The sequence below is a fragment of the Streptomyces sp. NPDC048258 genome (assembly GCF_043201995.1).
GTDB lineage: Bacteria > Actinomycetota > Actinomycetes > Streptomycetales > Streptomycetaceae > Streptomyces.
The window spans coordinates 242,045-266,539 of record NZ_JBICZH010000010.1 but is presented as its reverse complement, the minus strand read 5'-3'; the positions used below and the strand labels follow the sequence as shown (position 1 = coordinate 266,539).

Below are 24,495 nucleotides of genomic sequence, written 5' to 3'. Positions count from 1 at the left end.
GGGCTCCGCAGCGGGCTTCGCGTCCTCGGGCTCCGCCTTGGGCGCACCGGCGTCGGCCACCGGCTCCGCGCCCTCGGGCTCCACCGCGGGAGCGGGCACGGCCTTGTCGGCCTTGGGCTCCGCAGCGGGCTTCGCGTCCTCGGGCTCCGCCTTGGGCGCACCGGCGTCGGCCACCGGCTCCGCGTCCTCGGGCTCCACCGCGGGAGCGGGTTCGGCCTCGTCGGCCTCGGACTCCGCCACAGCCGCAGGCTCGGCACCCTCCGGCTTCGCCGCAGGCGCGGCGGCCGCGGGCTTCGCGTCCTCGGGCCCGGCCTTCGTCAACCCCAGCTTCGCGGCCGCAGGCTCCGCGCCCTCAACAGGCGCGGCCTCGGCCGACTCAGCCGGAGCCGCAACCCCCACATCATCGGGCTTCGCCGCAGGCGTCCCGTGCTCCGGCTTCGACATGCGTCCCCTCTGCGATCGTGCCGCCCGCTCCGGCGGCCCCGGCAGCTGCCGGGGTCCGCGGTAACCCGCCCCGGCAGAACCCTCATTGTTCCTCACTCCGCAACGGACGGGCGCCCCGGGTCCGCGGTTCCCCCTTCCGCATGCCGGAGTTACAACGGAACGATGTCGGGCGCCCCCAGCCGCGCCGCGTCCGCCGTCTGGTCGTCGGGCTGGCGCTGCGATTCCCGCTCCGCCTGGACCCGCTTCTCGTAGTGCTCCACTTCCTTCTCGATCTGCTGCTTGTCCCACCCCAGGACCGGCGCCATCAACTCCGCGCACTCCCGCGCCGACCGCGTCCCCCGGTCGAAGGTCTCGATCGAGATCCGCGTCCGCCGCGTCAGTACGTCGTCCAGGTGCCGCGCCCCTTCGTGCGAGGCCGCGTACACGATCTCCGCCCGCAGGTAGTCGTCCGCCCCGGCCACCGGCTCCCCCAGCCCCGGATCGGCGGCGATCAGGTCCAGCAGTTCCTCCGTCAGCGATCCGTACCGGTTCAACAGGTGCTCCACCCTCACCACATGAAGGCCCGTCCGGGCCGCGGTCCTCGCCCGCGCGTTCCACAGCGCCCGGTACCCCTCCGCGCCGACCAGCGGCACGTCCTCCGTCACGCACTCCGCGACCCGCTGGTCCAGCCCGTGCACCGCCTCGTCGACCGCGTCCTTGGCCATGACCCGGTACGTCGTGTACTTGCCGCCCGCGACCACCACCAGCCCCGGCACCGGGTGCGCCACCGTGTGCTCGCGCGACAGCTTGCTCGTCGCGTCCGACTCCCCGGCGAGCAACGGCCGCAGTCCCGCGTACACCCCCTGTACGTCGTCACGCGTCAGCGGCACCGACAGCACCGAGTTCACGTGCTCCAGCAGATAGTCGATGTCCGCGCTCGACGCCGCCGGGTGCGCCTTGTCCAGATCCCAGTCGGTGTCCGTGGTCCCCACGATCCAGTGCCGGCCCCAGGGGATGACGAACAGCACCGACTTCTCGGTCCGCAGGATCAGCCCGGTGCTCGAATGGATCCGGTCCTTCGGCACGACCAGGTGGATGCCCTTCGACGCCCGTACGTGGAACTGCCCGCGCTCCCCGATCAGCGCCTGGGTGTCGTCCGTCCACACCCCCGTCGCGTTCACGATCTGCTTCGCGCGGATCTCGTACTCCCCGCCGCCCTCGACGTCCCGCACCCGCGCCCCGACCACCCGTTCGCCCTCGCGCAGGAAGCCGATCACCCTCGCCCGGTTGGCGCAGTGCGCCCCGTACGCCGCGGCCGTCCGCACCAGCGTGGCCACGTACCGCGCGTCGTCCATCTGGGCGTCGTAGTACTGCAGGGCGCCCACCAGCGCGTCCTTGCGCAGCGCCGGCGCCACCCGCAGTGCGCGCTTGCGCGACAGGTGCCGGTGCACCGGCAGCCCCCGCCCGTGCCCGCTGGAGACCGACATCGCGTCGTAGAGCGCGACGCCCGAGCCGGCGTACAGCCGCTCCCAGCCCTTGTGCTGCAAGGGGTAGAGGAACGGCACCGGCTTCACCAGGTGCGGCGCGAGGCGCTCCAGCAGCAGGCCGCGCTCCTTGAGCGCCTCCCGTACGAGGGCGAAGTCGAGCATCTCCAGGTACCGCAGGCCGCCGTGGATCAGCTTGCTCGACCTGCTCGACGTGCCGGACGCCCAGTCGCGCGCCTCCACCAGCCCGGTCGACAGACCTCTGGTCGCCGCGTCGAGCGCGGTGCCGGCGCCGACCACGCCCGCGCCCACGACCAGTACGTCCAGCTCCCGCTCGGCCATCCGGGCGAGGGCCTCGGCGCGCTGCGCCGGTCCCAGTGTCGCTGTCCTCACGGCTGCCTCCCGTTTGGTGCGGGTGTCCCCCGCGTCGTGCGGGTGATCCCGCTCACATGCCCCGTTTCATGATTCTGACCGCCCGCACCCTCATCAGCCACCGCCTGTGGACAACACAACGGCGACCACCACCCCAGAATGCGACATATCTTTCATATATACGCCTAGTCTGACATTGCGCCAGCTCCCTCCGGGCTTCCCCCGTCCACAGGACTTGCGCGCGCATCCCCCTCATGTCAGGGAAGGGACGGCACCCCCATGCCCGCAGACCTCGCCGTCATCGGACTCGGCCATCTCGGCCTCCCCCTCGCCCAGGCGGCCGTCGCCGCCGGGATCGAGACGGTCGGCTACGACAGCGGTCCGGTCACGGACTCCACCCTCACCGCCGCCGAGATCCGCCGCATGTCGGCGGCCGGCTTCCGGGTCACCACCAACCCCGCCGAGCTCGGCCGGGTCCGCACCGCCGTCATCTGCGCGCCCACCCAGCTCGGCGCCGATCGAGCACTGGACCTGTCCGCCGTCGGCGAGGCCGGGCACGCGCTCGCCGCCCGGCTGCGCCCCCACACCACCGTGATCCTCGAATCCGCCGTCCACCCGGGCGTCACCGAGGACTACCTCCGCCCGATCCTCGAAGAGGGCTCCGGGCTCCGGGCGGGCCGGGACTTCCACCTGGCCTACTCCCCCAGCCGCCTCGACCCGGGCAACCGCACGCACGGCATCTCCAACACCCCCAAGGTGATCGGCGGCCTCACCCCCGCCTGCACGGAGTCCGCGCACGCCTTCTACGCCCGCCTCACCGAGAAGGTCGTCCGCGCCCGCGGCCTGCGCGAGGCCGAGACCGTACAGCTCCTGGAGACCAACTACCGGCACGTGAACATCGCCCTCATGAACGAGATGGCGGTGCTCTGCCACGACCTCGGTGTCGACCTGTGGGACGTCATCCGCTGCGCCGAGACCAAGCCGTACGGCTTCCAGGCGTTCCGCCCCGGCCCGGGAGTCGGCGGCCACGGGGTCCCCCTCGACCCGAACTACCTCCCCCACACCACCCGCACCCCCGGCCACCCCCTGCGCATGATCGGCCTGGCGCAGGAGATCAACAACCGGATGCCGCAGTACGTCATCCAGCGTTCCGCCACCCTGCTGAACGAGCACGGCAAATCCGCCCGCGGCGCCCGCGTCCTCCTCCTGGGCGTCACCTACAAGCCCGACCTCGCCGACCAGGAGGGCTCCCCGGCCCGCGAGATCGCCAGCCGCCTCCTCGACCTGGGGGCGCTCGTCAGCTACCACGACCCGTACATCACGGGCTGGCGGGTCCGGGACCAGCCGGTCCCCCGTGCCGAATCGTTGTACGAGGCCGCCGCCAACGCCGATCTGACGATCCTGCTCCAGCACCACCGCACGTACGACCTGCAAGGCCTCGCGGTGAAGGCCCAGTTGCTCCTGGACACCCGTGGCGCCAGCCCGGCGGGCGCGGCCCACCGCCTCTGAACGCACCGGGAAATGCCCCTCACGGATGTCATGGCCGCCTGCTAGCCTGCGGCGTCACTTATCTCGCACATACGTCCCCCTGGACACGTGTGCCCCACGCATCCCTGGGGGGGATCACCCATGAGCCAGAACATCCAGCCGCCCGCGCCCGACTCCGTCATCGAGGCGCCCGCCGCCCCGGCCCCGGCCCGCACCGGCAACTTCGGCCTCGGCATCGTCGCCGCCGTCGTCGCGGCCCTTGTCACCACCGGTGTCTACGGCGCGATCATCGGCGCCAGCGGCTACCAGATCGGCTACGCCGCCGTGGGTGTCGGAGCCCTCGTCGGCTTCGCCGCCGGCAAGCTGGGCGGCCCGAACCCGGTCCTGCCGGTCCTCAGCGCCATCCTCTCCCTGGCCGCCATCTTCGCGGGCCAGATCTTCGGCATCGCCTGGATCGCCGCGGACGAGCTCGGCACGACCACCATGGACGTGCTCGGCGTCGGCGTCTCCCCGCTGGTCGAGCTGTGGAAGGAAGCGTCGAGCCCCATGACCTACCTCTTCCTCGCCATCGGTGGCTACGCCGCCTTCCAGACGGCCCGCAAGATCGGCACCAACTGACGCGGTCGCACCGCACACGCCGGAGGGCCGGCACCCCGCTCGGGGTGCCGGCCCTCCGGCGTACGTACGGAAAGGAGCCGGTCAGCGGCTGTGCTGCGAGTCCGCGATCGTGACCTCGACCCGCTGGAACTCCTTGAGCTCGCTGTAGCCGGTGGTGGCCATCGAGCGGCGCAGCGCGCCGAAGATGTTCATCGAGCCGTCCGGGCTGTGCGACGGGCCGGTGAGGATCTCCTCGGTGGTGCCGACCGTGCCCAGGTCGACCTTCTTGCCGCGCGGCACGTCCTCGTGGACGGCCTCCATGCCCCAGTGGTTGCCCTTGCCGGGCGCGTCGGTGGCACGGGCCAGGGGGGAGCCCATCATCACGGCGTCCGCGCCGCAGGCGACGGCCTTCGGGATGTCGCCCGACCAGCCCACGCCGCCGTCGGCGATGACGTGCACGTACCGGCCGCCGGACTCGTCCATGTAGTCGCGGCGGGCCGCGGCCACGTCCGCGACGGCGGTCGCCATCGGGACCTGGATGCCGAGCACGTTGCGCGTGGTGTGCGCGGCGCCGCCGCCGAAGCCGACCAGGACACCCGCGGCGCCGGTGCGCATCAGGTGCAGGGCCGCGGTGTAGGTGGCGCAGCCGCCCACGATGACCGGGACGTCGAGCTCGTAGATGAACTGCTTGAGGTTCAGCGGCTCGGCGGCGCCGGAGACGTGCTCCGCCGACACGGTCGTGCCGCGGATCACGAAGATGTCCACGCCCGCGTCCACGACGGCCTTGGAGAACTCGGCGGTGCGCTGCGGGGAGAGCGCGGCGGCGGTGACGACGCCCGAGTCGCGCACCTCCTTGATGCGCTGCCGGATCAGGTCCGCCTGGATCGGCGCGGAGTAGATCTCCTGGAGACGACGGGTCGCGGACTCCTCGTCCAGCTCCGTGATCTCGTCGAGCAAGGGCTGCGGGTCCTCGTAGCGGGTCCACAGGCCTTCGAGGTTCAGCACGCCGAGGCCGCCGAGCTCGCCGATGCGGATCGCGGTCTGCGGGGAGACGACCGAGTCCATGGGGGCGGCCAGGAAGGGGAGCTCGAAGCGGTACGCGTCGATCTGCCAGGCGATCGAGACCTCCTTCGGGTCCCGGGTCCGCCGGCTCGGGACGATGGCGATGTCGTCGAACGCGTACGCCCTGCGGCCGCGCTTGCCGCGCCCGATCTCGATCTCAGTCACGTGTGGTGGCCTTTCCTCTGGGTCTGCCCGTCCAGTATCCCCGAACGCCGGAGAGTCGCGTTCCCATGACCGCTGTACGGACGTCACGGCGGGCACGGCGAAGGGGCGGGCCCGACGGGCCCGCCCCTCACACGGTCACTCTGTTCAGCCCTTGCGGCTGTAGTTCGGTGCTTCCACCGTCATCTGGATGTCGTGCGGGTGGCTCTCCTTGAGGCCCGCCGAGGTGATCCGGACGAAGCGGCCCCGCTCCTGCAGCTCGGGGACCGTGCGGCCGCCGACGTAGAACATCGACTGGCGCAGGCCGCCGACGAGCTGGTGCACGACCGCGGAGAGCGGGCCGCGGTAGGGAACCTGGCCCTCGATGCCCTCGGGGATGAGCTTGTCGTCGCCGCCCACGCCCTCCTGGAAGTAGCGGTCCTTGGAGAAGGAGCGCTGGTCGCCACGGGACTGCATCGCGCCGAGCGAGCCCATGCCGCGGTACGACTTGAACTGCTTGCCGTTGATGAAGAGCAGCTCGCCCGGGGACTCCTCGCAGCCCGCGAGCAGCGAGCCGAGCATCACCGTGTCGGCACCCGCGACCAGGGCCTTCGCGATGTCGCCGGAGTACTGGAGGCCGCCGTCGCCGATGACCGGGACGCCCGCGGCCTTGGCGGCGAGGGAGGCCTCGTAGATCGCGGTGACCTGCGGGACGCCGATGCCGGCGACCACGCGGGTGGTGCAGATGGAGCCGGGGCCGACACCGACCTTGATGCCGTCGCAGCCGGCGTCGATCAGCGCCTGGGCGCCGTCGCGGGTGGCGACGTTGCCGCCGATGACGTCCACGCCGGAGTTCGACTTGATCTTGGCGACCATGTCGCCGACCAGGCGGGAGTGGCCGTGGGCGGTGTCGACGACGATGAAGTCGGCGCCCGCCTCGATCAGGGCCTGGGCGCGGTCGTACGCGTCACCGGCGACACCGACGGCCGCGCCGACGAGCAGCCGGCCGCCCTTGTCCTTGGCGGCGTTCGGGTACTTCTCGGCCTTGACGAAGTCCTTGACCGTGATGAGGCCCTTGAGGATGCCCGCGTCGTCGACCAGCGGAAGCTTCTCGATCTTGTGGCGGCGCAGCAGCTCCATGGCGTCCACGCCGGAGATGCCGACCTTGCCCGTGACCAGCGGCATCGGGGTCATGACCTCGCGCACCTGGCGGCTGCGGTCCGACTCGAAGGCCATGTCGCGGTTGGTGACGATGCCGAGCAGCTTGCCCGCCGCGTCCGTGACCGGGACGCCGGAGATGCGGAACTTCGCGCACAGCTCGTCGGCCTCGCCCAGCGTCGCGTCCGGGTGCACCGTGATCGGGTCGGTGACCATGCCGGACTCGGAGCGCTTGACCAGGTCGACCTGGTTGGCCTGGTCCGCGATCGACAGGTTGCGGTGCAGTACGCCGACACCGCCCTGGCGGGCCATCGCGATGGCCATGCGGGCCTCGGTGACCTTGTCCATCGCCGCGGACAGCAGCGGAACGTTCACGCGCACGTTCCGGGAGATGAGGGAGGAGGTGTCGATCGCATCAGGCGACATGTCCGACGCGCCCGGCAGCAGCAGCACGTCGTCGTAGGTCAGTCCGAGCGTGGCGAATTTGTCGGGCACTCCGTCGGCGGTCATGACACCTTCCCAAATGGTCTTGCTCAGCGCGGATGTCCATGCTAACGGGATCCCGACGCGTCTCATTCCACGACCAAGGTCAAGCCCAATTTTCGTAGTTTCCTACGGAGATCCTTGCCGGGATTCTCGCGGGAATGCCTGTCGGCATTCCCGCGGGGACTCCTACTGCTCGGCGAGCGCGCGGAGCCGGCTGAGCGCCCGGTGCTGGGCGACGCGCACGGCCCCGGGGGACATGCCGAGCATCTGCCCGGTCTCCTCGGCGGTCAGCCCGACGGCCACCCGCAGTACGAGGAGCTCGCGCTGGTTCTCCGGAAGGTTGGCCAGCAGCTTCTTGGCCCAGGCCGCGTCACTGCTGAGCAGCGCCCGCTCCTCCGGACCCAGCGAGTCGTCGGGCCGCTCCGGCATCTCGTCCGAGGGCACGGCCGTGCTGCCCGGGTGCCGCATTGCGGCCCGCTGCAGGTCGGCGACCTTGTGCGCGGCGATGGCGAAGACGAAGGCCTCGAAGGGCCGCCCGGTGTCCCGGTAGCGCGGCAGCGCCATCAGGACGGCGACGCAGACTTCCTGCGCCAGGTCCTCCACGAAGTGGCGAGCGTCACCCGGGAGTCGCGACAGCCGGGTGCGGCAGTAGCGGATGGCGAGCGGGTGGACGAACGCGAGCAGGTCGTGCGTGGCCTGCTCGTCGCCCTCCACGGCTCGGCGTACGAGCGCGCTGACACCCCCGGCACTACCGCCTTTGGCGGCGCCGGTGGGGCCTGTGGCCGCGGGTGACCCCAGGGCCTCGTCGTCGCGCATCAATCCATGGTGCCTTGACGCCGGAGCTTCCGTGGCACCACGGCCGGTTTCGTGCATCGAAGCGTTATGAGCGGGTGCGCCGGAACTCATGATTGCGCCCTCCCCTCCCGCTCGGCCGAATGGTCCCCAAGGACGAGGACTCCACATCTCCAAGAATGCGGCACACCCTCAAGGATGCGGCATCGCGCACGAAGCGACACGTCCCCCGGATTGTGCCCCGCCAATCCCCGGGTGCGCACCGGGTACGGCGGGACACGGACCGGACCGCGACCCGTGGGTCAGCGGACCAGGCCCCAGCGGAAGCCGAGCGCCACGGCGTGCGCCCGGTCCGAGGCGCCGAGCTTCTTGAACAGCCTGCGGGCGTGCGTCTTGACCGTGTCCTCGGAGAGGAAGAGCTCGCGCCCGATCTCCGCGTTGGACCGGCCGTGGCTCATGCCCTCCAGCACCTGGATCTCACGGGCGGTGAGGGTGGGCGCCGCGCCCATCTCGGCCGAGCGGAGCCGGCGCGGGGCCAGCCGCCAGGTCGGGTCGGCGAGGGCCTGGGTGACCGTGGCCCGCAGTTCGGCGCGCGAGGCGTCCTTGTGCAGGTAACCCCGGGCGCCGGCGGCGACCGCGAGGGCCACGCCGTCCAGGTCCTCGGCGACCGTCAGCATGATGATGCGGGCGCCGGGGTCGGCCGAGAGCAGTCGGCGGACCGTCTCCACACCGCCGAGCCCGGGCATCCGTACATCCATCAGAATCAGGTCGGAGCGGTCGGCACCCCAGCGGCGGAGGACTTCCTCGCCGTTGGCAGCCGTCGTCACACGCTCGACGCCGGGCACGGTGGCAACCGCGCGACGGAGCGCCTCTCGGGCAAGCGGGGAGTCGTCGCAGACGAGGACGGATGTCATGACCGCCCTCCGCAGCTGCTGATGCGCGTCACCTTGAGCCTCCAGGCTGGTACGTATCGTCACCTGTGCGGTCGATGCTCCCGGACACCTGTCCGAGAACTTATTGGTTCAACCGCCTTCGCACTCTCAACGATGGTCACTCGAAAGAGTTACGGGTCGGACGGACACCTTCAGCACTCTACGTGAGGAAGCGATCACGCCGTTGGAGGCGCGAGCCGCTCGTCCTCCATCTGGAGCTATGCCCTATTTGGCGGCTTTCCTTCCGTTTGGCACGTGTCTGAGGCTAGATTCCCAATGAGTCATATTTACATCTACTACGACAGTAGGTGTGGAGACATGGACCGTATCCGCCTCAGTACCGGCACCAAGAGGACTACCAATGGCAGATTTCTCCCGCCTCCCCGGACCGAACGCCGACCTCTGGGACTGGCAGCTGCTCGCTGCCTGCCGCGGGGTCGACAGCTCCCTCTTCTTCCACCCGGAAGGTGAGCGGGGCGCGGCCAGGAGCGCGCGCGAGGCCTCGGCTAAAGAGGTCTGCATGCGATGCCCGGTGCGTTCGGAATGCGCCGCGCACGCACTCGCCGTCCGCGAGCCCTACGGGGTGTGGGGAGGCCTCACCGAGGACGAGCGCGAGGAACTGATGGGCCGCGCCCGGCATCGCCTGATCCCCGCATCCAGCACGATCGGACCGATCCCGCCGCACTGATACGAGTACAAACGTCCGAAGGAACGTTGCTGCGGTGTCCGCGAGATTCTCGGACCGCCGCCGTCGCCGGGCGTGTCGCAGTCCCGCGCGGAATGTCACCCGTTCGGCCGTACCCGACACCATGAGCACGGTCAGCGCGTGGCGGCCCGCTCCAGCTCGGCCAGGGTCGCGGCCACCGCCGGGACCCTGGCCAGGTCGGGCAGGGTCAGCGCCACGACCTCCCGCTCGACGGCCGGCTCCACGGCCACCGTGCTGACGCCCTTGGCCCGTACGGACTCCACCGCGAGCTCCGGCAGCACCGCGACGCCCAGCCCGGCACCGACCAGACCGACCACCGCCGGGTAGTCGTCGGTCGCGAAGTCGATCCGCGGGGTGAAGCCCGCGCTCTCGCACACCTCCACCAGATGGCGGCGACAGCGCGGACAGCCCGCGATCCACGGCTCGTCGGCCAGCTCCGCCATGCCCACGCGCTCCGCCCCGGCCAGCCGGTGCCCGTCGGGGACCAGCCCGACGAGCCGGTCGGTCAGCAGCGGGCGCACCACGAGGTCCTCCCACTCCGCCACGGAGCTCGACGATCCGCCGTACCGGAAGGCCAGCGCCAGGTCGCAGTCCCCCTCGCGCAGCATCTCCACCGAGCGCGGCGGTTCGGCCTCGACGAGGGAGATACGCGTGCCCGGGTGCTCGGCGCGCATCGCGGCGAGCGCGGTGGGCACCAGCGTGGAGCTGCCGCTGGGGAAGGACACCAGCCGGACCCGGCCCGCGCGCAGCCCGGCGATGGCCGCGACCTCCTCCTCGGCGGCGGTCAGCCCGGCCAGGATGCCCGCGGCATGCCGGACCAGGGCCTCACCGGCCTGGGTCAGCCGCATCTCGCGGCCGGTGCGGATGAGCAGCGGGGTGCCGGCCGACTGCTCAAGCGCCTTCATCTGCTGGGAGACGGCGGGCTGGGTGCAGCCGAGCTCGCGGGCGGCGGCGGAGAAGGACCCGGTCCCGGCGACAGCGCGCAGAACCCGGAGATGACGTGCCTCGATCACCTTTTGAGCATAAGCCCTGCTTTGACCGTCGCGCGAATACCGTTGTGACACTTTGGGGCGGGCTCGGTTAGCGTGTGCGCATGGGTCCCATGCATCTGATCTCCGTGAACGTCGGCCGCGCCGAGGCCGTCGACTACACCGACGCGGAGGGCGGGGTAACGGGCCACGGCAAGCGCCCGGTCCCCGGGCCGGTCCGCGTCTTCGCCCCGGGCCCGAGGGCGACCGGCCACGGCAGCGGCCTGGAGGGCGACACCGTGTGCGACCGCCGCCACCACGGCGGCGACCACCAGGCCGTCTACGCGTACGCGCGCGAGGACCTGGACCTCTGGGAGGCCGAGCTGGGCCGCGAGCTGCCCGGCGGGATCTTCGGCGAGAACTTCACCACCTCCGGCATCGACCTGAACGGCGCGCGCCTCGGCGACCGCTGGCGGGTCGGCGCGGACCTGGTCCTCGAAGTCGCCTCGGCCCGCATCCCGTGCCGGACCTTCCAGGGGGCCCTCGGCGAGAGCGCCTGGGTCAGGCGGTTCACCCAGGCGGCGCGGCCGGGCGCGTACCTGCGGGTGGTCGAGGAGGGCTCGGTCTCCCCCGGCGACGCCATCGAGGTCATCCACCGCGCGGACCACGAGGTGACGGTGGAATTCTGGTTCCGCGCCTTCACCACGGAGCGCGCGCTGCTGCCGCGCACCCTGGCGGCGGGCGACGCGATGGAGCCGGAGGGCCACGAGACCGTGCGCCGGTACGTGGAGAAGTACGGGGCCGGGGCCGGGGCGAGGTAGAACCACACCCGGGGCGGCTAGGTTGCGCCTATGACGACTGCGTTGATTACGGGATCCACGGCGGGCATCGGCGCCGCCTTCGCCCGGCGGCTCGCCGCCCAGGGCCACAACCTGGTGCTGGTGGCGCGTGACGCCAAGCGCCTCGGCGAGCAGGCCACCGAGCTGCACGACCGGCACGGCATCGAGGCCGAGGTACTGGCCGCCGACCTGTCCACCGAGGAGGGCATCGCGGCGGTCGAGGAGCGCCTCGGCGACCGCACCCACCCGGTGGACCTGCTGGTCAACAACGCCGGCTTCGGCAACAAGGGCCGCTACCTCGAGGTCTCCATGGCCGACGAACTCACCATGCTGAAGGTGCACGTCGAGGCGGTCCTGCGGCTGACCTCGGCGGCCGCCGGATCGATGCGCTCGCGCGGGCGCGGCGGCGTGATCAACGTGGCCTCGGTGGCCGCCTTCGTACCGCGCGGCACCTACGGGGCGAGCAAGGCCTGGGTCGTGCAGTTCACCCAGGGCGCGGCGAAGGACATGGCGGGATCCGGGGTGCGGCTGATGGCGCTGTGCCCCGGCTTCGTCCGGACGGAGTTCCACGAGCGCGCGGGCATGGGCACGGACAACATCCCCGGCTGGATGTGGCTCGACGCCGACAAGCTGGTGGCCGCGGCCCTGGCCGACCTGGCGCGGGGGAAGACGGTGTCGATCCCGGACCCGCGGTACAAGGCACTGATGGGCGTGGTGAAGCTGACGCCGCGCGGGCTGCTGGGCGGCGTGTCCTCGCGTACGGGCCGCAAGTACGGGCCGCAGTAACTCGCCGGTACACCAGCTGAATGGATGAAATCTACCTAAACTGGACGTGTCCCATCCAGCCCGGGAGACGCCATGACATTCGTACAGATAATCGATTACAAGACCAGTCGGCAGGACGACCTCAACCAGCTGCTCGACCGGTACGTCTCGCAGAGCCAGGGCAAGCGCACTGTCACCCACAGCATCGTGGGCAAGGACCGCGAGGCCGAGAACCACTTCGTGGACGTGGTCGAATTCCCCTCGTACGAAGAGGCCATGAAGAACTCTCATCTCCCGGAGACGGACAAGATGTTCCGGGAGATGGTGGCGCTCTGCGAGGGGATGCCCACCTTCACCAACCTCGACGTGGTCCGCGACGAGAACCTCAACAAGATGCTCGCGAACCGGGTGTTCGAGGAGATCCTCCAGAAGGGCAACATGGCGCTCGTCGACGAGTGCTTCGCGACGAACTACATCGACCACGACGTCAGCAAGGAGGAGTCCACCGTCATCGGGCGGGACGTCATGCGCGAGGACGCGCAGATGTGGCGCGCGGCCTTCGACATGACCTTCGACATCACGGCACAGCTGGCCGAGGGCGACTTCGTCACCACCGTGTGGACCTGGCACGGCACCCACAAGGGAGAGTTCATGGGAGTCGCTCCCACCGGGAAGACCTACGACATCCTCGGCAGCACCACCTTCCGCTGTCTGGACGGCGAGATAACCGAAGCCTGGTGGCAGTACGACATCGGACGCCTCATGCGCGAGATGGGCATGTCCGGGTCCTGACCACGGGTACGGGGAAGGCCCCGTTCCGCAACTGCGGAACGGGGCCTTCCTTACGCCGTGAGGCGATCAGTGGCTGTGGCCGTGACCGTGGCCGTGACCCGCGTCGCCCTCTTCCTCGGCCGGCTTCTCGACGACCAGGGTCTCGGTCGTGAGCAGCAGGGAGGCGATGGAAGCGGCGTTCTCCAGCGCGGAGCGGGTGACCTTCACCGGGTCGATGACGCCGGCCTTGACCAGGTCGCCGTACTCGCCGGTGGCGGCGTTGAAGCCCTGGCCCTTGTCGAGCTCGGCGACCTTCGAGGTGATGACGTACCCCTCGAGACCGGCGTTCTCGGCGATCCAGCGCAGCGGCTCGACGGCGGCGCGGCGCACGACCGCGACACCGGTGGCCTCGTCGCCGGTCAGGCCGAGGTTGCCCTCGAGGACCTTGACGGCGTGGACGAGCGCGGAGCCACCGCCGGAGACGATGCCCTCCTCGACCGCGGCGCGGGTCGCCGAGATGGCGTCCTCGAGACGGTGCTTCTTCTCCTTGAGCTCCACCTCGGTGGCGGCGCCGACCTTGATGACGCAGACGCCGCCGGCGAGCTTCGCCAGGCGCTCCTGCAGCTTCTCGCGGTCCCAGTCGGAGTCCGTGGACTCGATCTCGGCCTTGATCTGGTTGACACGCCCGACGACTTCCTCGTGGCTGCCGCCACCGTCGACGATGGTCGTGTCGTCCTTGGAGATCGTGACGCGGCGGGCGGAGCCCAGTACGTCCAGACCGGCCTGGTCGAGCTTGAGGCCGACCTCCTCGGCGATGACGGTGGCACCGGTGAGGGTGGCCATGTCCTGCAGCATCGCCTTGCGACGGTCACCGAAGCCGGGGGCCTTGACGGCGACCGCGTTGAAGGTGCCGCGGATCTTGTTGACGACGAGGGTGGAGAGCGCCTCGCCCTCGACGTCCTCGGCGATGATCAGGAGCGGCTTGGAGGCGCCGGCCTGGATGACCTTCTCCAGCAGCGGCAGGAGGTCCTGGATGGAGGAGATCTTGCCCTGGTTGATCAGGATGTACGGGTCGTCGAGGACGGCCTCCATACGCTCCTGGTCGGAGACCATGTACGGCGAGAGGTAGCCCTTGTCGAAGGCCATGCCCTCGGTGAACTCCAGCTCCAGGCCGAAGGTGTTGGACTCCTCGACGGTGATGACACCGTCCTTGCCGACCTTGTCCATCGCCTCGGCGATGAGCTCGCCGACCTGCTGGTCCTGCGCGGAGAGCGCGGCCACGGCGGCGATGTCGGACTTGTCCTCGATCGGACGGGCGGTCGCGAGGAGCTCCTCGGAGACGGCCTTGACCGCGGCGTCGATGCCCTTCTTCAGGGCGGCCGGGGACGCGCCCGCGGCGACGTTGCGCAGACCCTCGCGGACCAGCGCCTGGGCCAGCACGGTGGCGGTGGTGGTGCCGTCACCCGCGATGTCGTTGGTCTTGGTCGCCACCTCCTTCACGAGCTGGGCGCCCAGGTTCTCGTACGGGTCGTCCAGCTCGACCTCGCGAGCGATGGTGACACCGTCGTTGGTGATGGTGGGCGCGCCGAACTTCTTGTCGATGACGACGTTGCGGCCCTTGGGGCCGATCGTCACCTTGACCGTGTCGGCAAGCTTGTTGACGCCGCGCTCGAGGGCGCGACGGGCGTCCTCGTCGAACTTCAGGATCTTCGGCATGGGAGCGGTTCAGTCCTCTCGTTGCGATCCTCGGCCGCTCACCGCGACCTCCACCGCCTAGAACGAACTACGCCCCTCGCCGCCCGGCATCAGCAGGGTGACCAGGGGCGCAGCTCAAATCAAAACTGGAAGCGAATTACTTCTCGACGATCGCGAGCACGTCGCGAGCCGAGAGGACGAGGTACTCCTCGCCGCTGTACTTCACTTCGGTGCCGCCGTACTTGCTGTACAGCACGATGTCGCCGACGCTGACGTCCAGCGGGAGACGCTGGCCGTCCTCGAACCGGCCCGGGCCCACGGCGAGGACGACGCCCTCCTGGGGCTTCTCCTTCGCGGTGTCCGGGATGACCAGGCCGGAGGCCGTGGTCTGCTCGGCGTCGAGCGGCTGGACCACAATGCGGTCCTCAAGCGGCTTGATGGCAACCTTGGAGCTGGCGGTCGTCACGATCCGACCTCCCCCTTCGGAGATCCGGGGTTAACTGTCTGAGGTGGCGACCAGGTCGATCCGTCGTCGCGGGTGCCGGACCTGCCTGTCGCTGTGTTGGCACTCACCAGGGGCGAGTGCCAGGTGCGAGACTATTCCGGCGATTAGCACTCGGTCAAGCGGAGTGCCAATTCCCGCCGCCGGGCGTTGCGCGGATCAGGCCGCGGACCCCCGGAAACCCGGGCGGACGCATGTCCGGATCACCAGCCGCGCGGGGGCTTTGCGCCCGGTATATGACGCTTGGGGGCGTGCGCATCCTCGTGGTCGAGGTCGCGCACGACGGCCACCACGGCCTGGACATGGGCGGCCCGGACCCGTCGAACGCCTTCGGAAGGAACCACGGGGAGGACATCAACGTCATAGATGATATGAAGATAAAGCGCCTCATTGCCGAGCAGATCGGGCCCAAGGCCCCAGCGAGCCCGAGCGCACCGGGCGCCGCTTCCTCCTCGCCCGGCGCGGCCCCGCCGCCGTCCTCACCGCCGCCCTCCCCCGCCCCCGCGGCCGGTGGCGGCATCCCGTGCGTGGACTGAAACCCCTGACGTCGGCGGGCGTGCGCCGCCGCACCGAGGCACTGCTGCTGGTCTTCGTCGTCGCGATCGCCGTCCTCGGCCATGCCGCCGCGGGCCTCGCGATGAACGACGAGCTGCCGCCCAACCTCACCGGCTTCACGATCAGCATGACGCTGCTGTCGCTGGTGGGTCATCTGGGCGTGCGCCGCTTCGCCGCCTACGCGGATCCGCTGGTCTTCCCCCTGGCCATGCTGCTGACCGGGCTGGGGCTGGTGCTGCTGCACCGGCTCGACCAGGGGTACATCGAGCGGTACAACTCGGAAGCCAACGCGCCCGGGCAGCTGATGTGGACGGTGGTCGGGGTGGCCGCCTGCATCCTGGTGCTGGCACTGCTGCGCGACCACCGGCTGCTGCAGCGCTTCATCTACATCACGATGGCCCTGGCGCTGGTGCTGCTGATCGCACCGGCGTTCTTCGGCGCCGACACCTACGGCGCGAAACGGTGGATCAAACTCTTCGGCTTCTCGCTGCAGCCCGGCGAGTTCGTGAAGATCATGATCGCGGTCTTCTTCGCGGGGTACCTGGTCATCCACCGCGACTCGCTGGCCCTGACCGGCCGCAAGTTCCTGGGCATGCGGCTGCCCCCGATGCGCCAGCTCGGCCCCATCGTGACGGTGTGGATCGTCTCGATGCTGGTGCTGGTCTTCGAACGCGACCTCGGCACCTCGCTGATCTTCTTCGGTGTTTTCGTGGTGATGCTCTACGTCGCCACCGAGCGCACCAGCTGGATCGTGTGCGGCGTGCTCATGGCCGCGGCCGGCGCCTTCGTGGTGGGCTCGACGGAACCGCACGTCAAGGCGCGGGTGGCGGCCTGGCTGGAGCCGCTGTCCTACTACTGGGAGAACCGGCCCCCGGGGGTCACGTCCGACCAGTCGGCGCAGGCCCTGTTCAGCTTCGGCACGGGCGGCATCTCGGGCACGGGCCTCGGCCTGGGGCATCCCGAGCTGATCGCGTTCGCCGGCCGCAGCGACTTCATCCTCACCACGGTGGGCGAGGAACTCGGCCTGGCCGGGGTCATGGCCGTCCTGATCCTGTACGCCCTCCTCGTGCAGCGGGGGCTCCGGATGGCACTCGGCGCCCGCGACCCCTTCGGCAAACTCCTCGCCGTGGGCCTCGCCTCGGCGCTGGCCCTGCAGGTCTTCGTGGTCGCGGGGGGCGTGACGGGCCTGATCCCCCTGACGGGCAAGGCGCTGCCGTTCCTGGCCAAGGGCGGCTCGTCCCTCCTGGCCAACTGGATCATGATCGCCCTGCTGCTGCGCATCAGCGACAGCGCGGAACGCCAACGCGAGGCGGACGCCCGCGACCCGGTGGAAACGACGATCACCCCGGTGGTGTCGAGGGCGGGATGAATCCGGTGCTCCAGGGGGGCTCCTACAGGTAGTCCTCCAGCCGCCCTATCCGGTACCCCTGTTCCTGGATCCGCTGGAGCATCCGCGTCGTCATCTGGGTCTCCGTCGTGCCCTTGAGCTCGGACGGGCCGCGGAAGTGGGCCAGGATGATGTCGCCCGGTTTGAGGGCGGAGCCCTCGGCGTACTGGAAGTTGTTGATCTGCATCGAGACGCGCCACAGGACCAGGGACGAGACTCCGCACTCCGAGGCGGCCCGGAGGGTGTCGTCGTTGTAGTTCCCGAAAGGCGGGCGGAAGAACGGCGGGCGGTGGCCGAAGCGCTTCTCCAGGCGTTCCTGCTGGCCGCATATCTCGTGCTTCTGCGCCGCGTAGGACAGGGTCCGCAGGTTCGGGTGCGTCAGCGTGTGGTTGTTCACCGTGCTCGCCGAGCCGTTGTCGCGGAGCTTCTCGAAGTGCCCGTAGTCCGGCGAGGCCACACTGTCCGTCAGGAACATGCTGATCGGCAGCTTCAGCTCGGCCGCCATCTTCAGGAACTCGGGGTCCTTCTCCGCGCCGTCGTCGAAGGTCAGGAAGACGACCTTCTCCCCGGCCGGGACGGGTATTCGGTCGACCACCGGGACCTTGCCCGGGGCCGCCTTCGGTATCTCGGGCTTCTGGGCCGGCTTCGGGGCGTACTCCAGGGGGCCCTTCAGGCCCCACTTCCTGTACGCCTCGTCCGAAGCCGTGCCCGCCCCGCCCGCCCCGCCCGTCGGCGACGGCGCGGGCGGCGACACGGACGCGCCGGGGGCGCCCGGTGTCTCCTGCGTCGCCTTCGTCCTGGGCCCCAGCCGTTCGGTGGTGTCCGCGCCGTCCCCGCACCCCGTCAGGGACAGCGCGAGCGCGCCGGCCGCCAGCGTTCCGGCTACCAACCGGCGCGCGTGCTTCACAAGTAGTCCTCCAGGCGAGCCACGGCATACCCCTTGGCCGTGACGGTCTTCATGACATGACGGATCATGTCAGGCATCGTGCCCTTCCAGTCGTCCTTGCCCCGGAAATGCGTGAGGATGATGTCACCGGGGTGCAGATCGCGATCCCACTCCCGGTAGTCCATCCGGTTCGGGAAGGCCTCGGCGTTCCACAGCGGGACCGCCTTGATTCCGCAGGACTTGGCCGCGCGCAGCGTGTCCTGGTTGTAGTTGCCGTACGGCGGCCGGAAGAGGGTCGGCCGCTTGCCGAACTGCTTCTGGATCGTGTCCTGCTGGCCGCAGATCTCCTCGCGCTGCTGCTCGTACGACAGGCCCGGCATGTAGCGGTGGTTGAGCGTGTGGTTGTTCAGGGTGACGCCGGCGGCCTGCATCTCCTTGAAGTACGGGTAGTTGTCGCGAACGATGTAGTCGCTGAGGAAGGCCGTGTACGGGATCTTCAGCTCCTGCATCATCCTCAGGAACTCGGGATCCTTCTCCGCGCCGTCGTCGATCGTCAGGAAGACGACCTTGTCCTCCGTCGGGACGGTGGTGAAGACGTGCGGGTACTCCTCCTGGTCCTCCACCTCGAAGCCGTCGCGGGTGGTGATCTCGGGCTTCTCCTTGGGCGCCGCCGGGGCCGTCAGCGGCGTCTTGGCCAGCTTCCACTTCTTCGCTGCGGCGATGCGCGCCTGCTGGAACGCCTTTGCCTTCTCGGCGGCGCTGAGCGCGCCGGCCGCGCCGGCCTCCGTGCCCTTGGCGGCCTTCGCCTTCTCGGCCTTGTCCGGTGCGCCGGACTCCCCGGAGCCGCACGCCGTGCCGAGGGCGGCTACGAGCAGGGCGGCCACGGCCACCCCGAACCGGCCGCGCGGACCCGCCGCGTACCGGTGACCGTGTTGCGTCTTATCTTCCTTTTGTCGTACTAGCTGCATAGCTGCGCATCCTGGCACCCGACACGCGGGGTCCCCGGACGACACCGCGAGCGGAACCCGACCTTCCATCGACTGGCCCACACCGGCCGGCCCCGTCGCCGACAATGGACCCGTGACCCCCGAAGACTTCGCCGCCCTCCTCACCCCCGAGGGGCACGCCCTCCTCGACTCGCTCCGCGAGTACGACCCCGCCCAGGAGCTGGCCGTCGCCACCCGGCTGCGTCGCGAGCACCCCGCCGGGCTGGTCTCCGCCGCGCTCGGGCAGGCCCGGCTGCGGCAGCGCGCGGTGGCGAAGTTCGGCGCCGAGGACGCCTTCCGGATGTACTTCACCCCCGGCGGCGGCGAGATGGCCACCCGCGCGTCGGTGGCCTCGTACCGCGCCGAGCGGCTCGCCGACCTCGGTGTACGCAGCCTCGCCGACCTGTGCTGCGGCATCGGCGGGGACGCCCTCGCCCTCGCGCGGCTCGGCATCCGGGTGCTCGCCGTCGACCACGACCCGCTGACCGTGGCCGTCGCGCGGGCCAACGCCGAGGCGCTGGGGCTGGCGGACCTGATCGAGGTCCGGGAGGCGGATGTGACGGGCGTGGACGTCTCCTCGTACGACGCCGTCTTCATCGACCCGGCCCGGCGCGGGGGGCGCGGCCGGATCTTCGACCCGGAGTCCTACTCGCCGCCGCTGTCGTGGGCCGTGGAGACGGCCCGTACGGCGAAGTACGCCGCCATCAAGATCGCCCCCGGCATCCCGCACGAGGCGGTCCCGGCCGAGGCCGAGGCCGAGTGGATCTCCGACCAGGGGGACGTCAAGGAGGCCGTGCTCTGGTTCGGCACCGCGCCCGGCACCGTACGCGCCACCCTGCTGCCGGGGCCGCGCGCCCTGCACACCGCCGATCCGCTGCCCGACCCGGAGGCCGGGCCGGTCGGCCGCTGGCTGTACGAGCCCGACGGCGCCGTCATCCGCGCGCACCTGGTCGCCGAGGTCGCCGAGCAGCTGGACGGACGGCTGATCGACCCGACGATCGCCTACATCACCGCCGACGAGCTGCGCGCGACGCCGTACGCGACGGCGTACGAGATCACCGACGTGCTGCCCTTCGGCCTGAAGAAGCTGAAGGCCCTGCTGCGCGAGCGCGGGGTCGGCATCCTGACCGTGAAGAAACGCGGCTCCGCGATCGAGCCCGAGGAGCTGCGCAAGAAGGTCAAGCCGCAGGGGCCGAACTCGGCGACGGTCTTCCTGACCCGGGTGGCGGGTGCCCCGTCGATGCTGATCGGCGCACCGGCGAAGGCTGCTCCTACGGCGTAGGCGGGCCGAAGACCCGCATCGCCCAGCGGTAGTGCGCGCCCGCCTTGCCCAGTCCCAGCAGTCCCGTGATCCACAGGATCATGCCGAGGCCCATGTAGTACGCGATCTCGCCGTACTTCCCGTCGACCACCGGGACCGATGCCGCGGTCCCGAAGGTCAGGAACAGTCCCCCCGCGGCCAGCCCGAAGGAGGCGAGCAGCCAGACCAGGCTCCGGCCCGGCGCGCGCACCCGGGAGTCGGCGGCCGGATCCCGGTCCGACTCCGCCCACGCGTACAGCAGCCTGCGCACCTGGCGGTCCCGCCGGGCGCCCCAGGCGAACCAGAACCCGGCCGGCACCAGCACACCGATGCCGAGCACCGCGAAGACGAGGCCGAGGCCGAACGACATCACGTCGCCCTCCTCGAAGGCCATCAGGCCCATGGCGACGAAGGTCCAGCCGAGGGCGAAGACGGCCGAGACCGCCCAGAGCAGCAGCAGCCGCCCGACGCCCAGGCTCCGGCGGCCCAACTCCCGCAGGATGCGCGCGCGGTCGGCCCGTACGGCGCCCTCGTCCAGCCAGGCGCGCATGTGCGCGGGGGGCGGCGGAGGCGGAAGATCACGGCGAGGCATGCACATGACCATAGCCTCACCGCGGCCCGGCCCGGGAGCCGGACCGCGCCGGGTCGGCCGCCGGTCGGCCGCCGGTCAGCCGCCGGTGACCTCCACCGACTCGAACCGCCAGCGGTGCACCGCCCGCGCGATCAAGTCGGCTGCGGGCTCCGGGAGTTCGGGCAGGTCCGCCGACACCCCCTCGGCCGCCTCCCACCAGGTGACCACGAGGACCCGGTCCTGCGGGGCGCGGAACACCTCGCGGCGCACCGGCTCCCGGGCGAGGACCTGCGAACGGGCCCACTCCAGCAGTTCGTTGCCCCGGCCGTCGGCGGCCCGGGCCTCCCACATCAGTGCGACGGTGCTCATGAGTACAGGTTGTCCTTGCTCAACTCGTGCACGTGGTCGTGGTCGTGGCCGTGTCCGTGCGCGTGGCCGTGCCCGTCGGCGGTACCCGGCACGTGCGGGTCCGTCACCGGCAGCGAGGAGTCCGCCGACAGGTCCCAGTCCGAGGCCGGCCGGTTCCGCTTGACCATCTCCGCGCCCAGCGCCGCCACCATCGCGCCGTTGTCGGTGCACAGCTTCGGCCGCGGCACCCGCAGGATGATGCCCGCGTCGTCGCACCGCTCCTGCGCCAGCGAGCGCAGCCGGGAATTGGCGGCCACACCGCCGCCGATCATCAGGTGGTCGACCCCCTCGTCCTTGCACGCCCGGATCGCCTTGCGCGTCAGCACGTCCACCACGGCCTCCTGGAAGGACGCGGCCACATCGCGCACCGGCACCTCCTCGCCCGCGTTCCGCTTCGCCTCGATCCAGCGCGCCACGGACGTCTTGAGCCCGGAGAAGGAGAAGTCGTACGGGGCGTCGCGCGGCCCCGTCAGCCCGCGCGGGAAGTTGACCGCCTTCGGGTCGCCCTCGCGCGCCAGCCGGTCGATCACCGGGCCGCCGGGGAAGCCCAGCTGCAGCACGCGGGCGATCTTGTCGAAGGCCTCGCCCGCCGCGTCGTCGATGGTCGCGCCGAGCGGCCGTACGTCGGAGGTGATGTCCGGGGCCAGCAGCAGCGAGGAGTGCCCGCCGGAGACCAGCAGCGCCATGGTCGGCTCCGGCAGTGGCCCGTGCTCCAGCTGGTCCACGCAGATGTGCGAGGCGAGGTGGTTGACCCCGTACAGCGGCTTGCCGAGGGCGTAGGCGTACGACTTGGCCGCCGAGACGCCCACCAGCAGCGCCCCCGCGAGGCCCGGACCCGCCGTGACCGCGATGCCGTCGAGGTCGCGGGCGCTGACCCCGGCCTCCTTCAGGGCGCGCTCGATGGTGGGGACCATCGCCTCCAGGTGGGCGCGCGAGGCCACCTCGGGCACGACCCCGCCGAAGCGCGCGTGCTCGTCGACGCTCGACGCGACCGCGTCCGCGAGGAGGGTGGTGCCGCGGACGATGCCGACGCCGGTCTCGTCGCAGGAGGTCTCGATGCCGAGGACGAGAGGTTCGTCAGCCATTGCTCTCACTGCTCTCAGTTCGTGCTTGTGCGGGGTCGGTCAGTCGCATGACGAGCGCGTCGACGTTGCCGGGCTGGTAGTAGCCGCGCCGGAAGCCGATGGGCTCGAAGCCGAAGCGCTCGTAGAGCTTCTGGGCACGGGTGTTGTCCACCCGTACCTCCAGCAGCACCTCGGCGCACTCGAAGGCGGTGGCGGCGCGCAGCAGGTCGGTCAGGAGCCGGGCGCCGAGCCCGGTCCCCCACTGGTCGCGGGCGGCCGCGATGGTCTGCACGTCGGCCAGGTCGCCGGCGGCGGCCAGCCCGGCGTAGCCCACCAGCCGGCCGGTCCCCGCGGTGCGGCCGCTGTCGGGAAACGCCTCGGCCACCACGTAGCGGCGGGTGGCCCGCGGGCCGCGGGCGTGGGCGAGCTCGGACCAGAACATGCCCGCGGACCAGGCGTCCTCGGGGAACAGTTCGTGCTCCAGCTCCAGCACCGGCTCGATGTCCCACCAGCGCATCTCGCGGAGTACGACGTCAGGGGCGGCCGTCACTGCGGGGTGACCACCTTGTAGTTCTTGGGCACCTGGGCGTCGGGCCGGCGCAGGTAGAGGGGGGTCGGCGGAAGGAACTCCTCCCCGGCCGCGAGTCGTTCCACGGCGAGGGAGGCCAGCGCGGCGGCCGACTGGTGCTCGGGCCCGCGCGCGTCCGGGAAGACCTCCGGGTACAGCAGCGCGCCCTGGCCCACCGCCGGAAGGCCGGCGACCTGCTCGGCGATGTCGGCCGGCCGGTCCACGGCCGGCTCGCCGACCCGGGTCCGCGGGTCCTCGTAGCGCGCCCAGTAGACCTCCTTGCGCCGCGCGTCGGTGGCGACGGTGAAGGGGCCCTCGATCCCGGCGGCCCCCGCGGCGTAGGCGAGGCCGTCGAGGGTGCACAGGCCGTGCACGGGCACGCCCAGCACGGAGGCGAAGGTGGCGGCCGTGACGAGGCCGACGCGCAGCCCGGTGTAGGGGCCGGGGCCGACGCCGACGACGATGCCGGTGACGGCTTCGAGCTTCAGCCCGGCCTCGGCGAGCACCTTGTCGACGGAGGGCAGCAGCAGCTCCCCGTGGCGGCGGGCGTCGACCTGGTTCGACTCGGCAAGGACGGACTCGCCGTCGTGCAGGGCGACGGTGACGGCGGGCGTGGCGGTATCTACAGCGAGCAAGAGCACGCGAACAGCCTACGACTCCGGAACCCCAAGGGTTTGCGGGCGGTTGCGGAGCGGGCCTGCTGCTACCTTTCGACCAGGTATCCAGGCAGCGCGGAGAGGTGGAGCAAGGTGGCACGCAGCAGCTCGGGAATCGTGGCCGGGCTCACCGCCGCGGCAGTGGCCGCGGTCGGCTTCCTCGGCTACCAGGCGTCCGCGACGGCGCCCGCGCACCCCCCGAAGGCGGCCGCACAGGCCCCGGCCCCCGCCCCGAGCCAGTCCGCCGCCAAGCAGGACCCGTCGAAGCCCGTGCCCGTGCCGGAGGGATCCGGCACCGGGGTGCGCGTCGTGTACTCGGTGGGCCAGAAGCGCGTGTGGCTGGTCGGCGACGCCGGTCAGGAGCCGAAGTCGTTCACGGTGATGCCGAGCACGGTGCACCCGAAGGCGGGCAGCTACCTGGTCGGCTCGCGCTCGGGCGCGGTCACCGGCTCGGACGGGGTGCCGATCGAGCACGTCGTGCGGTTCGCCACCGTGGAGGGCGTGGCGATCGGCTTCAGCGCCCGCGGGGACGGCGCGACGCCGGCGCCCGATCCGGACAAGAAGACCGGCGGCATCCGCATGACGAAGGCCGACAGCGACGCGATGTGGGCCTTCGCGACGATCAACTCGAAGGTCGTCGTCGTTCCCTGAGGGCACGACTTCACCCGTACGAGCTCAGCACGCCGTACGCTCAGGCCGCTTCGGACTCCGGAGCGGCCTGTTCGCGTACGCCGCCGTCCGGCCCGTCCTCGTCCGCCGGTACGTGTTCCCGCGCGGGCGGCGTCGAGACGGCGGTGGCGGCCACCCCGGCGGCGAGCAGCGCCCGCATCGACACGACGGACGGGCGGGGTTCGCGCTGCGCTCCTGATGGTGCCGACATGGCTGCCTCCTGGGCCCCGGCACGCCGAACTTAGGCATACCTAAGAAACTCTC

At 71.0% G+C, this 24,495-nt stretch carries 26 protein-coding genes and 1 pseudogene; 10 read left to right on the top strand and 17 right to left on the bottom strand.

Annotated features, from left to right (window positions below; all coding sequences use genetic code 11):
- Together ACGFYQ_RS23895 and ACGFYQ_RS23890 are read right to left on the bottom strand one after the other, a co-directional pair.
- Positions 1–240: pseudogene (locus ACGFYQ_RS23895) on the bottom strand (hypothetical protein); the annotation flags it as partial.
- Between the two features lie 353 nt (positions 241–593).
- A complete protein-coding gene (locus ACGFYQ_RS23890) occupies positions 594–2,300 on the bottom strand; it encodes a glycerol-3-phosphate dehydrogenase/oxidase (RefSeq protein ID WP_393746994.1) in 1,707 nt (568 codons plus the stop codon).
- Positions 2,301–2,558: 258 nt separating this feature from the next.
- Between ACGFYQ_RS23890 and ACGFYQ_RS23885 the strand changes: the two genes are divergently transcribed.
- Both ACGFYQ_RS23885 and ACGFYQ_RS23880 read left to right on the top strand, forming a co-directional pair.
- Complete coding sequence (locus ACGFYQ_RS23885) at positions 2,559–3,788, top strand: nucleotide sugar dehydrogenase (protein ID WP_393746992.1); 1,230 nt, start codon at positions 2,559–2,561, stop codon at positions 3,786–3,788.
- A 120-nt stretch (positions 3,789–3,908) separates the two neighbouring features.
- The gene (locus ACGFYQ_RS23880) at positions 3,909–4,385 is read left to right on the top strand and encodes a hypothetical protein (RefSeq protein WP_393746990.1); all 477 of its coding nucleotides are present in this window, start codon (positions 3,909–3,911) and stop codon (positions 4,383–4,385) included.
- Between the two features lie 81 nt (positions 4,386–4,466).
- On the opposite strand, the gene ACGFYQ_RS23875 is transcribed toward ACGFYQ_RS23880, so the two are convergent.
- The 4 genes from ACGFYQ_RS23875 to ACGFYQ_RS23860 form a co-directional block, all read right to left on the bottom strand.
- Complete coding sequence (locus ACGFYQ_RS23875) at positions 4,467–5,591, bottom strand: GuaB3 family IMP dehydrogenase-related protein (RefSeq protein WP_393746988.1); 1,125 nt, start codon at positions 5,589–5,591, stop codon at positions 4,467–4,469.
- 144 nt (positions 5,592–5,735) lie between these two features.
- Positions 5,736–7,235, bottom strand: coding sequence for an IMP dehydrogenase (guaB, locus tag ACGFYQ_RS23870; protein WP_393746985.1), 1,500 nt, complete (start codon positions 7,233–7,235; stop codon positions 5,736–5,738).
- 162 nt (positions 7,236–7,397) lie between these two features.
- A complete protein-coding gene (locus tag ACGFYQ_RS23865; protein WP_030389108.1) occupies positions 7,398–8,027 on the bottom strand; it encodes a sigma-70 family RNA polymerase sigma factor in 630 nt (209 codons plus the stop codon).
- Positions 8,028–8,305: 278 nt separating this feature from the next.
- Positions 8,306–8,917, bottom strand: coding sequence for a response regulator transcription factor (locus ACGFYQ_RS23860; RefSeq protein WP_003948568.1), 612 nt, complete (start codon positions 8,915–8,917; stop codon positions 8,306–8,308).
- Positions 8,918–9,296: 379 nt separating this feature from the next.
- Here ACGFYQ_RS23860 and ACGFYQ_RS23855 point away from each other — a divergent pair, with 379 nt between their 5' ends.
- The gene (locus ACGFYQ_RS23855) at positions 9,297–9,623 is read left to right on the top strand and encodes a WhiB family transcriptional regulator (RefSeq protein WP_053786417.1); all 327 of its coding nucleotides are present in this window, start codon (positions 9,297–9,299) and stop codon (positions 9,621–9,623) included.
- Between the two features lie 131 nt (positions 9,624–9,754).
- On the opposite strand, the gene ACGFYQ_RS23850 is transcribed toward ACGFYQ_RS23855, so the two are convergent.
- Positions 9,755–10,654, bottom strand: coding sequence for a LysR family transcriptional regulator (locus ACGFYQ_RS23850; RefSeq protein ID WP_393746982.1), 900 nt, complete (start codon positions 10,652–10,654; stop codon positions 9,755–9,757).
- Positions 10,655–10,743: 89 nt separating this feature from the next.
- Between ACGFYQ_RS23850 and ACGFYQ_RS23845 the strand changes: the two genes are divergently transcribed.
- The 3 genes from ACGFYQ_RS23845 (at position 10,744) to ACGFYQ_RS23835 (ending at position 13,005) form a co-directional block, all read left to right on the top strand.
- Positions 10,744–11,430 carry an MOSC domain-containing protein gene (locus ACGFYQ_RS23845; protein WP_393747140.1) on the top strand — a complete coding sequence of 229 codons (687 nt, stop codon included), beginning with the start codon at positions 10,744–10,746 and terminating at the stop codon, positions 11,428–11,430.
- A gap of 30 nt (positions 11,431–11,460) precedes the next feature.
- Entirely contained in the window at positions 11,461–12,234 is a 774-nt protein-coding gene (locus tag ACGFYQ_RS23840; protein WP_393746980.1) for an SDR family NAD(P)-dependent oxidoreductase, read from the top strand.
- 72 nt (positions 12,235–12,306) lie between these two features.
- Complete coding sequence (locus ACGFYQ_RS23835) at positions 12,307–13,005, top strand: ester cyclase (RefSeq protein WP_393746978.1); 699 nt, start codon at positions 12,307–12,309, stop codon at positions 13,003–13,005.
- Positions 13,006–13,071: 66 nt separating this feature from the next.
- On the opposite strand, the gene groL is transcribed toward ACGFYQ_RS23835, so the two are convergent.
- The gene (gene groL, locus ACGFYQ_RS23830; protein WP_393746976.1) at positions 13,072–14,700 is read right to left on the bottom strand and encodes a chaperonin GroEL; all 1,629 of its coding nucleotides are present in this window, start codon (positions 14,698–14,700) and stop codon (positions 13,072–13,074) included.
- 136 nt (positions 14,701–14,836) lie between these two features.
- The gene (gene groES / locus ACGFYQ_RS23825; protein WP_030230757.1) at positions 14,837–15,145 is read right to left on the bottom strand and encodes a co-chaperone GroES; all 309 of its coding nucleotides are present in this window, start codon (positions 15,143–15,145) and stop codon (positions 14,837–14,839) included.
- 287 nt (positions 15,146–15,432) lie between these two features.
- Between groES and ACGFYQ_RS23820 the strand changes: the two genes are divergently transcribed.
- Together ACGFYQ_RS23820 and ACGFYQ_RS23815 are read left to right on the top strand one after the other, a co-directional pair.
- Positions 15,433–15,717 carry a hypothetical protein gene (locus tag ACGFYQ_RS23820; RefSeq protein WP_393746974.1) on the top strand — a complete coding sequence of 95 codons (285 nt, stop codon included), beginning with the start codon at positions 15,433–15,435 and terminating at the stop codon, positions 15,715–15,717.
- On the top strand, positions 15,705–17,105 hold the full coding sequence (locus tag ACGFYQ_RS23815) for an FtsW/RodA/SpoVE family cell cycle protein (RefSeq protein ID WP_393746972.1): 1,401 nt from the start codon (positions 15,705–15,707) through the stop codon (positions 17,103–17,105). Before ACGFYQ_RS23820 ends, ACGFYQ_RS23815 begins: the two co-directional genes overlap by 13 nt.
- A 22-nt stretch (positions 17,106–17,127) precedes the next feature.
- On the opposite strand, the gene ACGFYQ_RS23810 is transcribed toward ACGFYQ_RS23815, so the two are convergent.
- Together ACGFYQ_RS23810 and ACGFYQ_RS23805 are read right to left on the bottom strand one after the other, a co-directional pair.
- Positions 17,128–18,030 (bottom strand): polysaccharide deacetylase family protein, encoded by a 903-nt coding sequence (locus tag ACGFYQ_RS23810; RefSeq protein WP_393746970.1) that lies wholly within the window; start codon positions 18,028–18,030, stop codon positions 17,128–17,130.
- The gene (locus ACGFYQ_RS23805; RefSeq protein WP_393746968.1) at positions 18,027–18,899 is read right to left on the bottom strand and encodes a polysaccharide deacetylase family protein; all 873 of its coding nucleotides are present in this window, start codon (positions 18,897–18,899) and stop codon (positions 18,027–18,029) included. Before ACGFYQ_RS23805 ends, ACGFYQ_RS23810 begins: the two co-directional genes overlap by 4 nt.
- Positions 18,900–19,089: 190 nt before the next feature.
- On the opposite strand from ACGFYQ_RS23805, the gene ACGFYQ_RS23800 reads away from it, so the two are divergent.
- Positions 19,090–20,277, top strand: coding sequence for a methyltransferase domain-containing protein (locus ACGFYQ_RS23800; protein WP_393746966.1), 1,188 nt, complete (start codon positions 19,090–19,092; stop codon positions 20,275–20,277).
- On the opposite strand, the gene ACGFYQ_RS23795 is transcribed toward ACGFYQ_RS23800, so the two are convergent.
- The 5 genes from ACGFYQ_RS23795 to tsaB form a co-directional block, all read right to left on the bottom strand.
- A complete protein-coding gene (locus ACGFYQ_RS23795) occupies positions 20,267–20,887 on the bottom strand; it encodes a hypothetical protein (protein WP_393746964.1) in 621 nt (206 codons plus the stop codon). The two genes, ACGFYQ_RS23800 and ACGFYQ_RS23795, sit on opposite strands and share 11 nt — an antisense overlap.
- 75 nt (positions 20,888–20,962) lie before the next feature.
- Entirely contained in the window at positions 20,963–21,235 is a 273-nt protein-coding gene (locus ACGFYQ_RS23790) for a hypothetical protein (protein ID WP_393746962.1), read from the bottom strand.
- A complete protein-coding gene (gene tsaD, locus ACGFYQ_RS23785; RefSeq protein WP_393746960.1) occupies positions 21,232–22,359 on the bottom strand; it encodes a tRNA (adenosine(37)-N6)-threonylcarbamoyltransferase complex transferase subunit TsaD in 1,128 nt (375 codons plus the stop codon). The genes ACGFYQ_RS23790 and tsaD overlap by 4 nt, the downstream gene beginning before the upstream one ends.
- Positions 22,352–22,855 (bottom strand): ribosomal protein S18-alanine N-acetyltransferase, encoded by a 504-nt coding sequence (gene rimI / locus ACGFYQ_RS23780; protein WP_362395470.1) that lies wholly within the window; start codon positions 22,853–22,855, stop codon positions 22,352–22,354. The genes tsaD and rimI overlap by 8 nt, the downstream gene beginning before the upstream one ends.
- 29 nt (positions 22,856–22,884) lie before the next feature.
- Positions 22,885–23,547, bottom strand: a complete 663-nt coding sequence (gene tsaB / locus ACGFYQ_RS23775) for a tRNA (adenosine(37)-N6)-threonylcarbamoyltransferase complex dimerization subunit type 1 TsaB (RefSeq protein ID WP_393746958.1) — start codon at positions 23,545–23,547, stop codon at positions 22,885–22,887.
- 108 nt (positions 23,548–23,655) lie between these two features.
- On the opposite strand from tsaB, the gene ACGFYQ_RS23770 reads away from it, so the two are divergent.
- Positions 23,656–24,213, top strand: a complete 558-nt coding sequence (locus ACGFYQ_RS23770; RefSeq protein WP_393746956.1) for a hypothetical protein — start codon at positions 23,656–23,658, stop codon at positions 24,211–24,213.
- Positions 24,214–24,253: 40 nt separating this feature from the next.
- Here ACGFYQ_RS23770 and ACGFYQ_RS23765 read toward each other — a convergent pair whose 3' ends face one another.
- Entirely contained in the window at positions 24,254–24,442 is a 189-nt protein-coding gene (locus tag ACGFYQ_RS23765) for a hypothetical protein (protein WP_393746954.1), read from the bottom strand.
- Positions 24,443–24,495: the final 53 nt, after the last annotated feature.

What these genes read in the sequence shown, in the direction of transcription:
- ACGFYQ_RS23885 (WP_393746992.1), top strand. Translation starts at nt 2,559, where the DNA reads ATGCCCGCAGACCTCGCCGTCATCGGACTCGGCCATCTCGGCCTCCCC.
- ACGFYQ_RS23880 (WP_393746990.1), top strand. Translation starts at nt 3,909, where the DNA reads ATGAGCCAGAACATCCAGCCGCCCGCGCCCGACTCCGTCATCGAGGCG.
- guaB (WP_393746985.1), bottom strand. Translation starts at nt 7,235, where the DNA reads ATGACCGCCGACGGAGTGCCCGACAAATTCGCCACGCTCGGACTGACC.
- ACGFYQ_RS23865 (WP_030389108.1), bottom strand. Translation starts at nt 8,027, where the DNA reads ATGCGCGACGACGAGGCCCTGGGGTCACCCGCGGCCACAGGCCCCACC.
- ACGFYQ_RS23860 (WP_003948568.1), bottom strand. Translation starts at nt 8,917, where the DNA reads ATGACATCCGTCCTCGTCTGCGACGACTCCCCGCTTGCCCGAGAGGCG.
- ACGFYQ_RS23855 (WP_053786417.1), top strand. Translation starts at nt 9,297, where the DNA reads ATGGCAGATTTCTCCCGCCTCCCCGGACCGAACGCCGACCTCTGGGAC.
- ACGFYQ_RS23845 (WP_393747140.1), top strand. Translation starts at nt 10,744, where the DNA reads ATGCATCTGATCTCCGTGAACGTCGGCCGCGCCGAGGCCGTCGACTAC.
- ACGFYQ_RS23840 (WP_393746980.1), top strand. Translation starts at nt 11,461, where the DNA reads ATGACGACTGCGTTGATTACGGGATCCACGGCGGGCATCGGCGCCGCC.
- ACGFYQ_RS23835 (WP_393746978.1), top strand. Translation starts at nt 12,307, where the DNA reads ATGACATTCGTACAGATAATCGATTACAAGACCAGTCGGCAGGACGAC.
- groL (WP_393746976.1), bottom strand. Translation starts at nt 14,700, where the DNA reads ATGCCGAAGATCCTGAAGTTCGACGAGGACGCCCGTCGCGCCCTCGAG.
- ACGFYQ_RS23795 (WP_393746964.1), bottom strand. Translation starts at nt 20,887, where the DNA reads ATGCCTCGCCGTGATCTTCCGCCTCCGCCGCCCCCCGCGCACATGCGC.
- ACGFYQ_RS23790 (WP_393746962.1), bottom strand. Translation starts at nt 21,235, where the DNA reads ATGAGCACCGTCGCACTGATGTGGGAGGCCCGGGCCGCCGACGGCCGG.
- tsaD (WP_393746960.1), bottom strand. Translation starts at nt 22,359, where the DNA reads ATGGCTGACGAACCTCTCGTCCTCGGCATCGAGACCTCCTGCGACGAG.
- rimI (WP_362395470.1), bottom strand. Translation starts at nt 22,855, where the DNA reads ATGCGCTGGTGGGACATCGAGCCGGTGCTGGAGCTGGAGCACGAACTG.
- ACGFYQ_RS23765 (WP_393746954.1), bottom strand. Translation starts at nt 24,442, where the DNA reads ATGTCGGCACCATCAGGAGCGCAGCGCGAACCCCGCCCGTCCGTCGTG.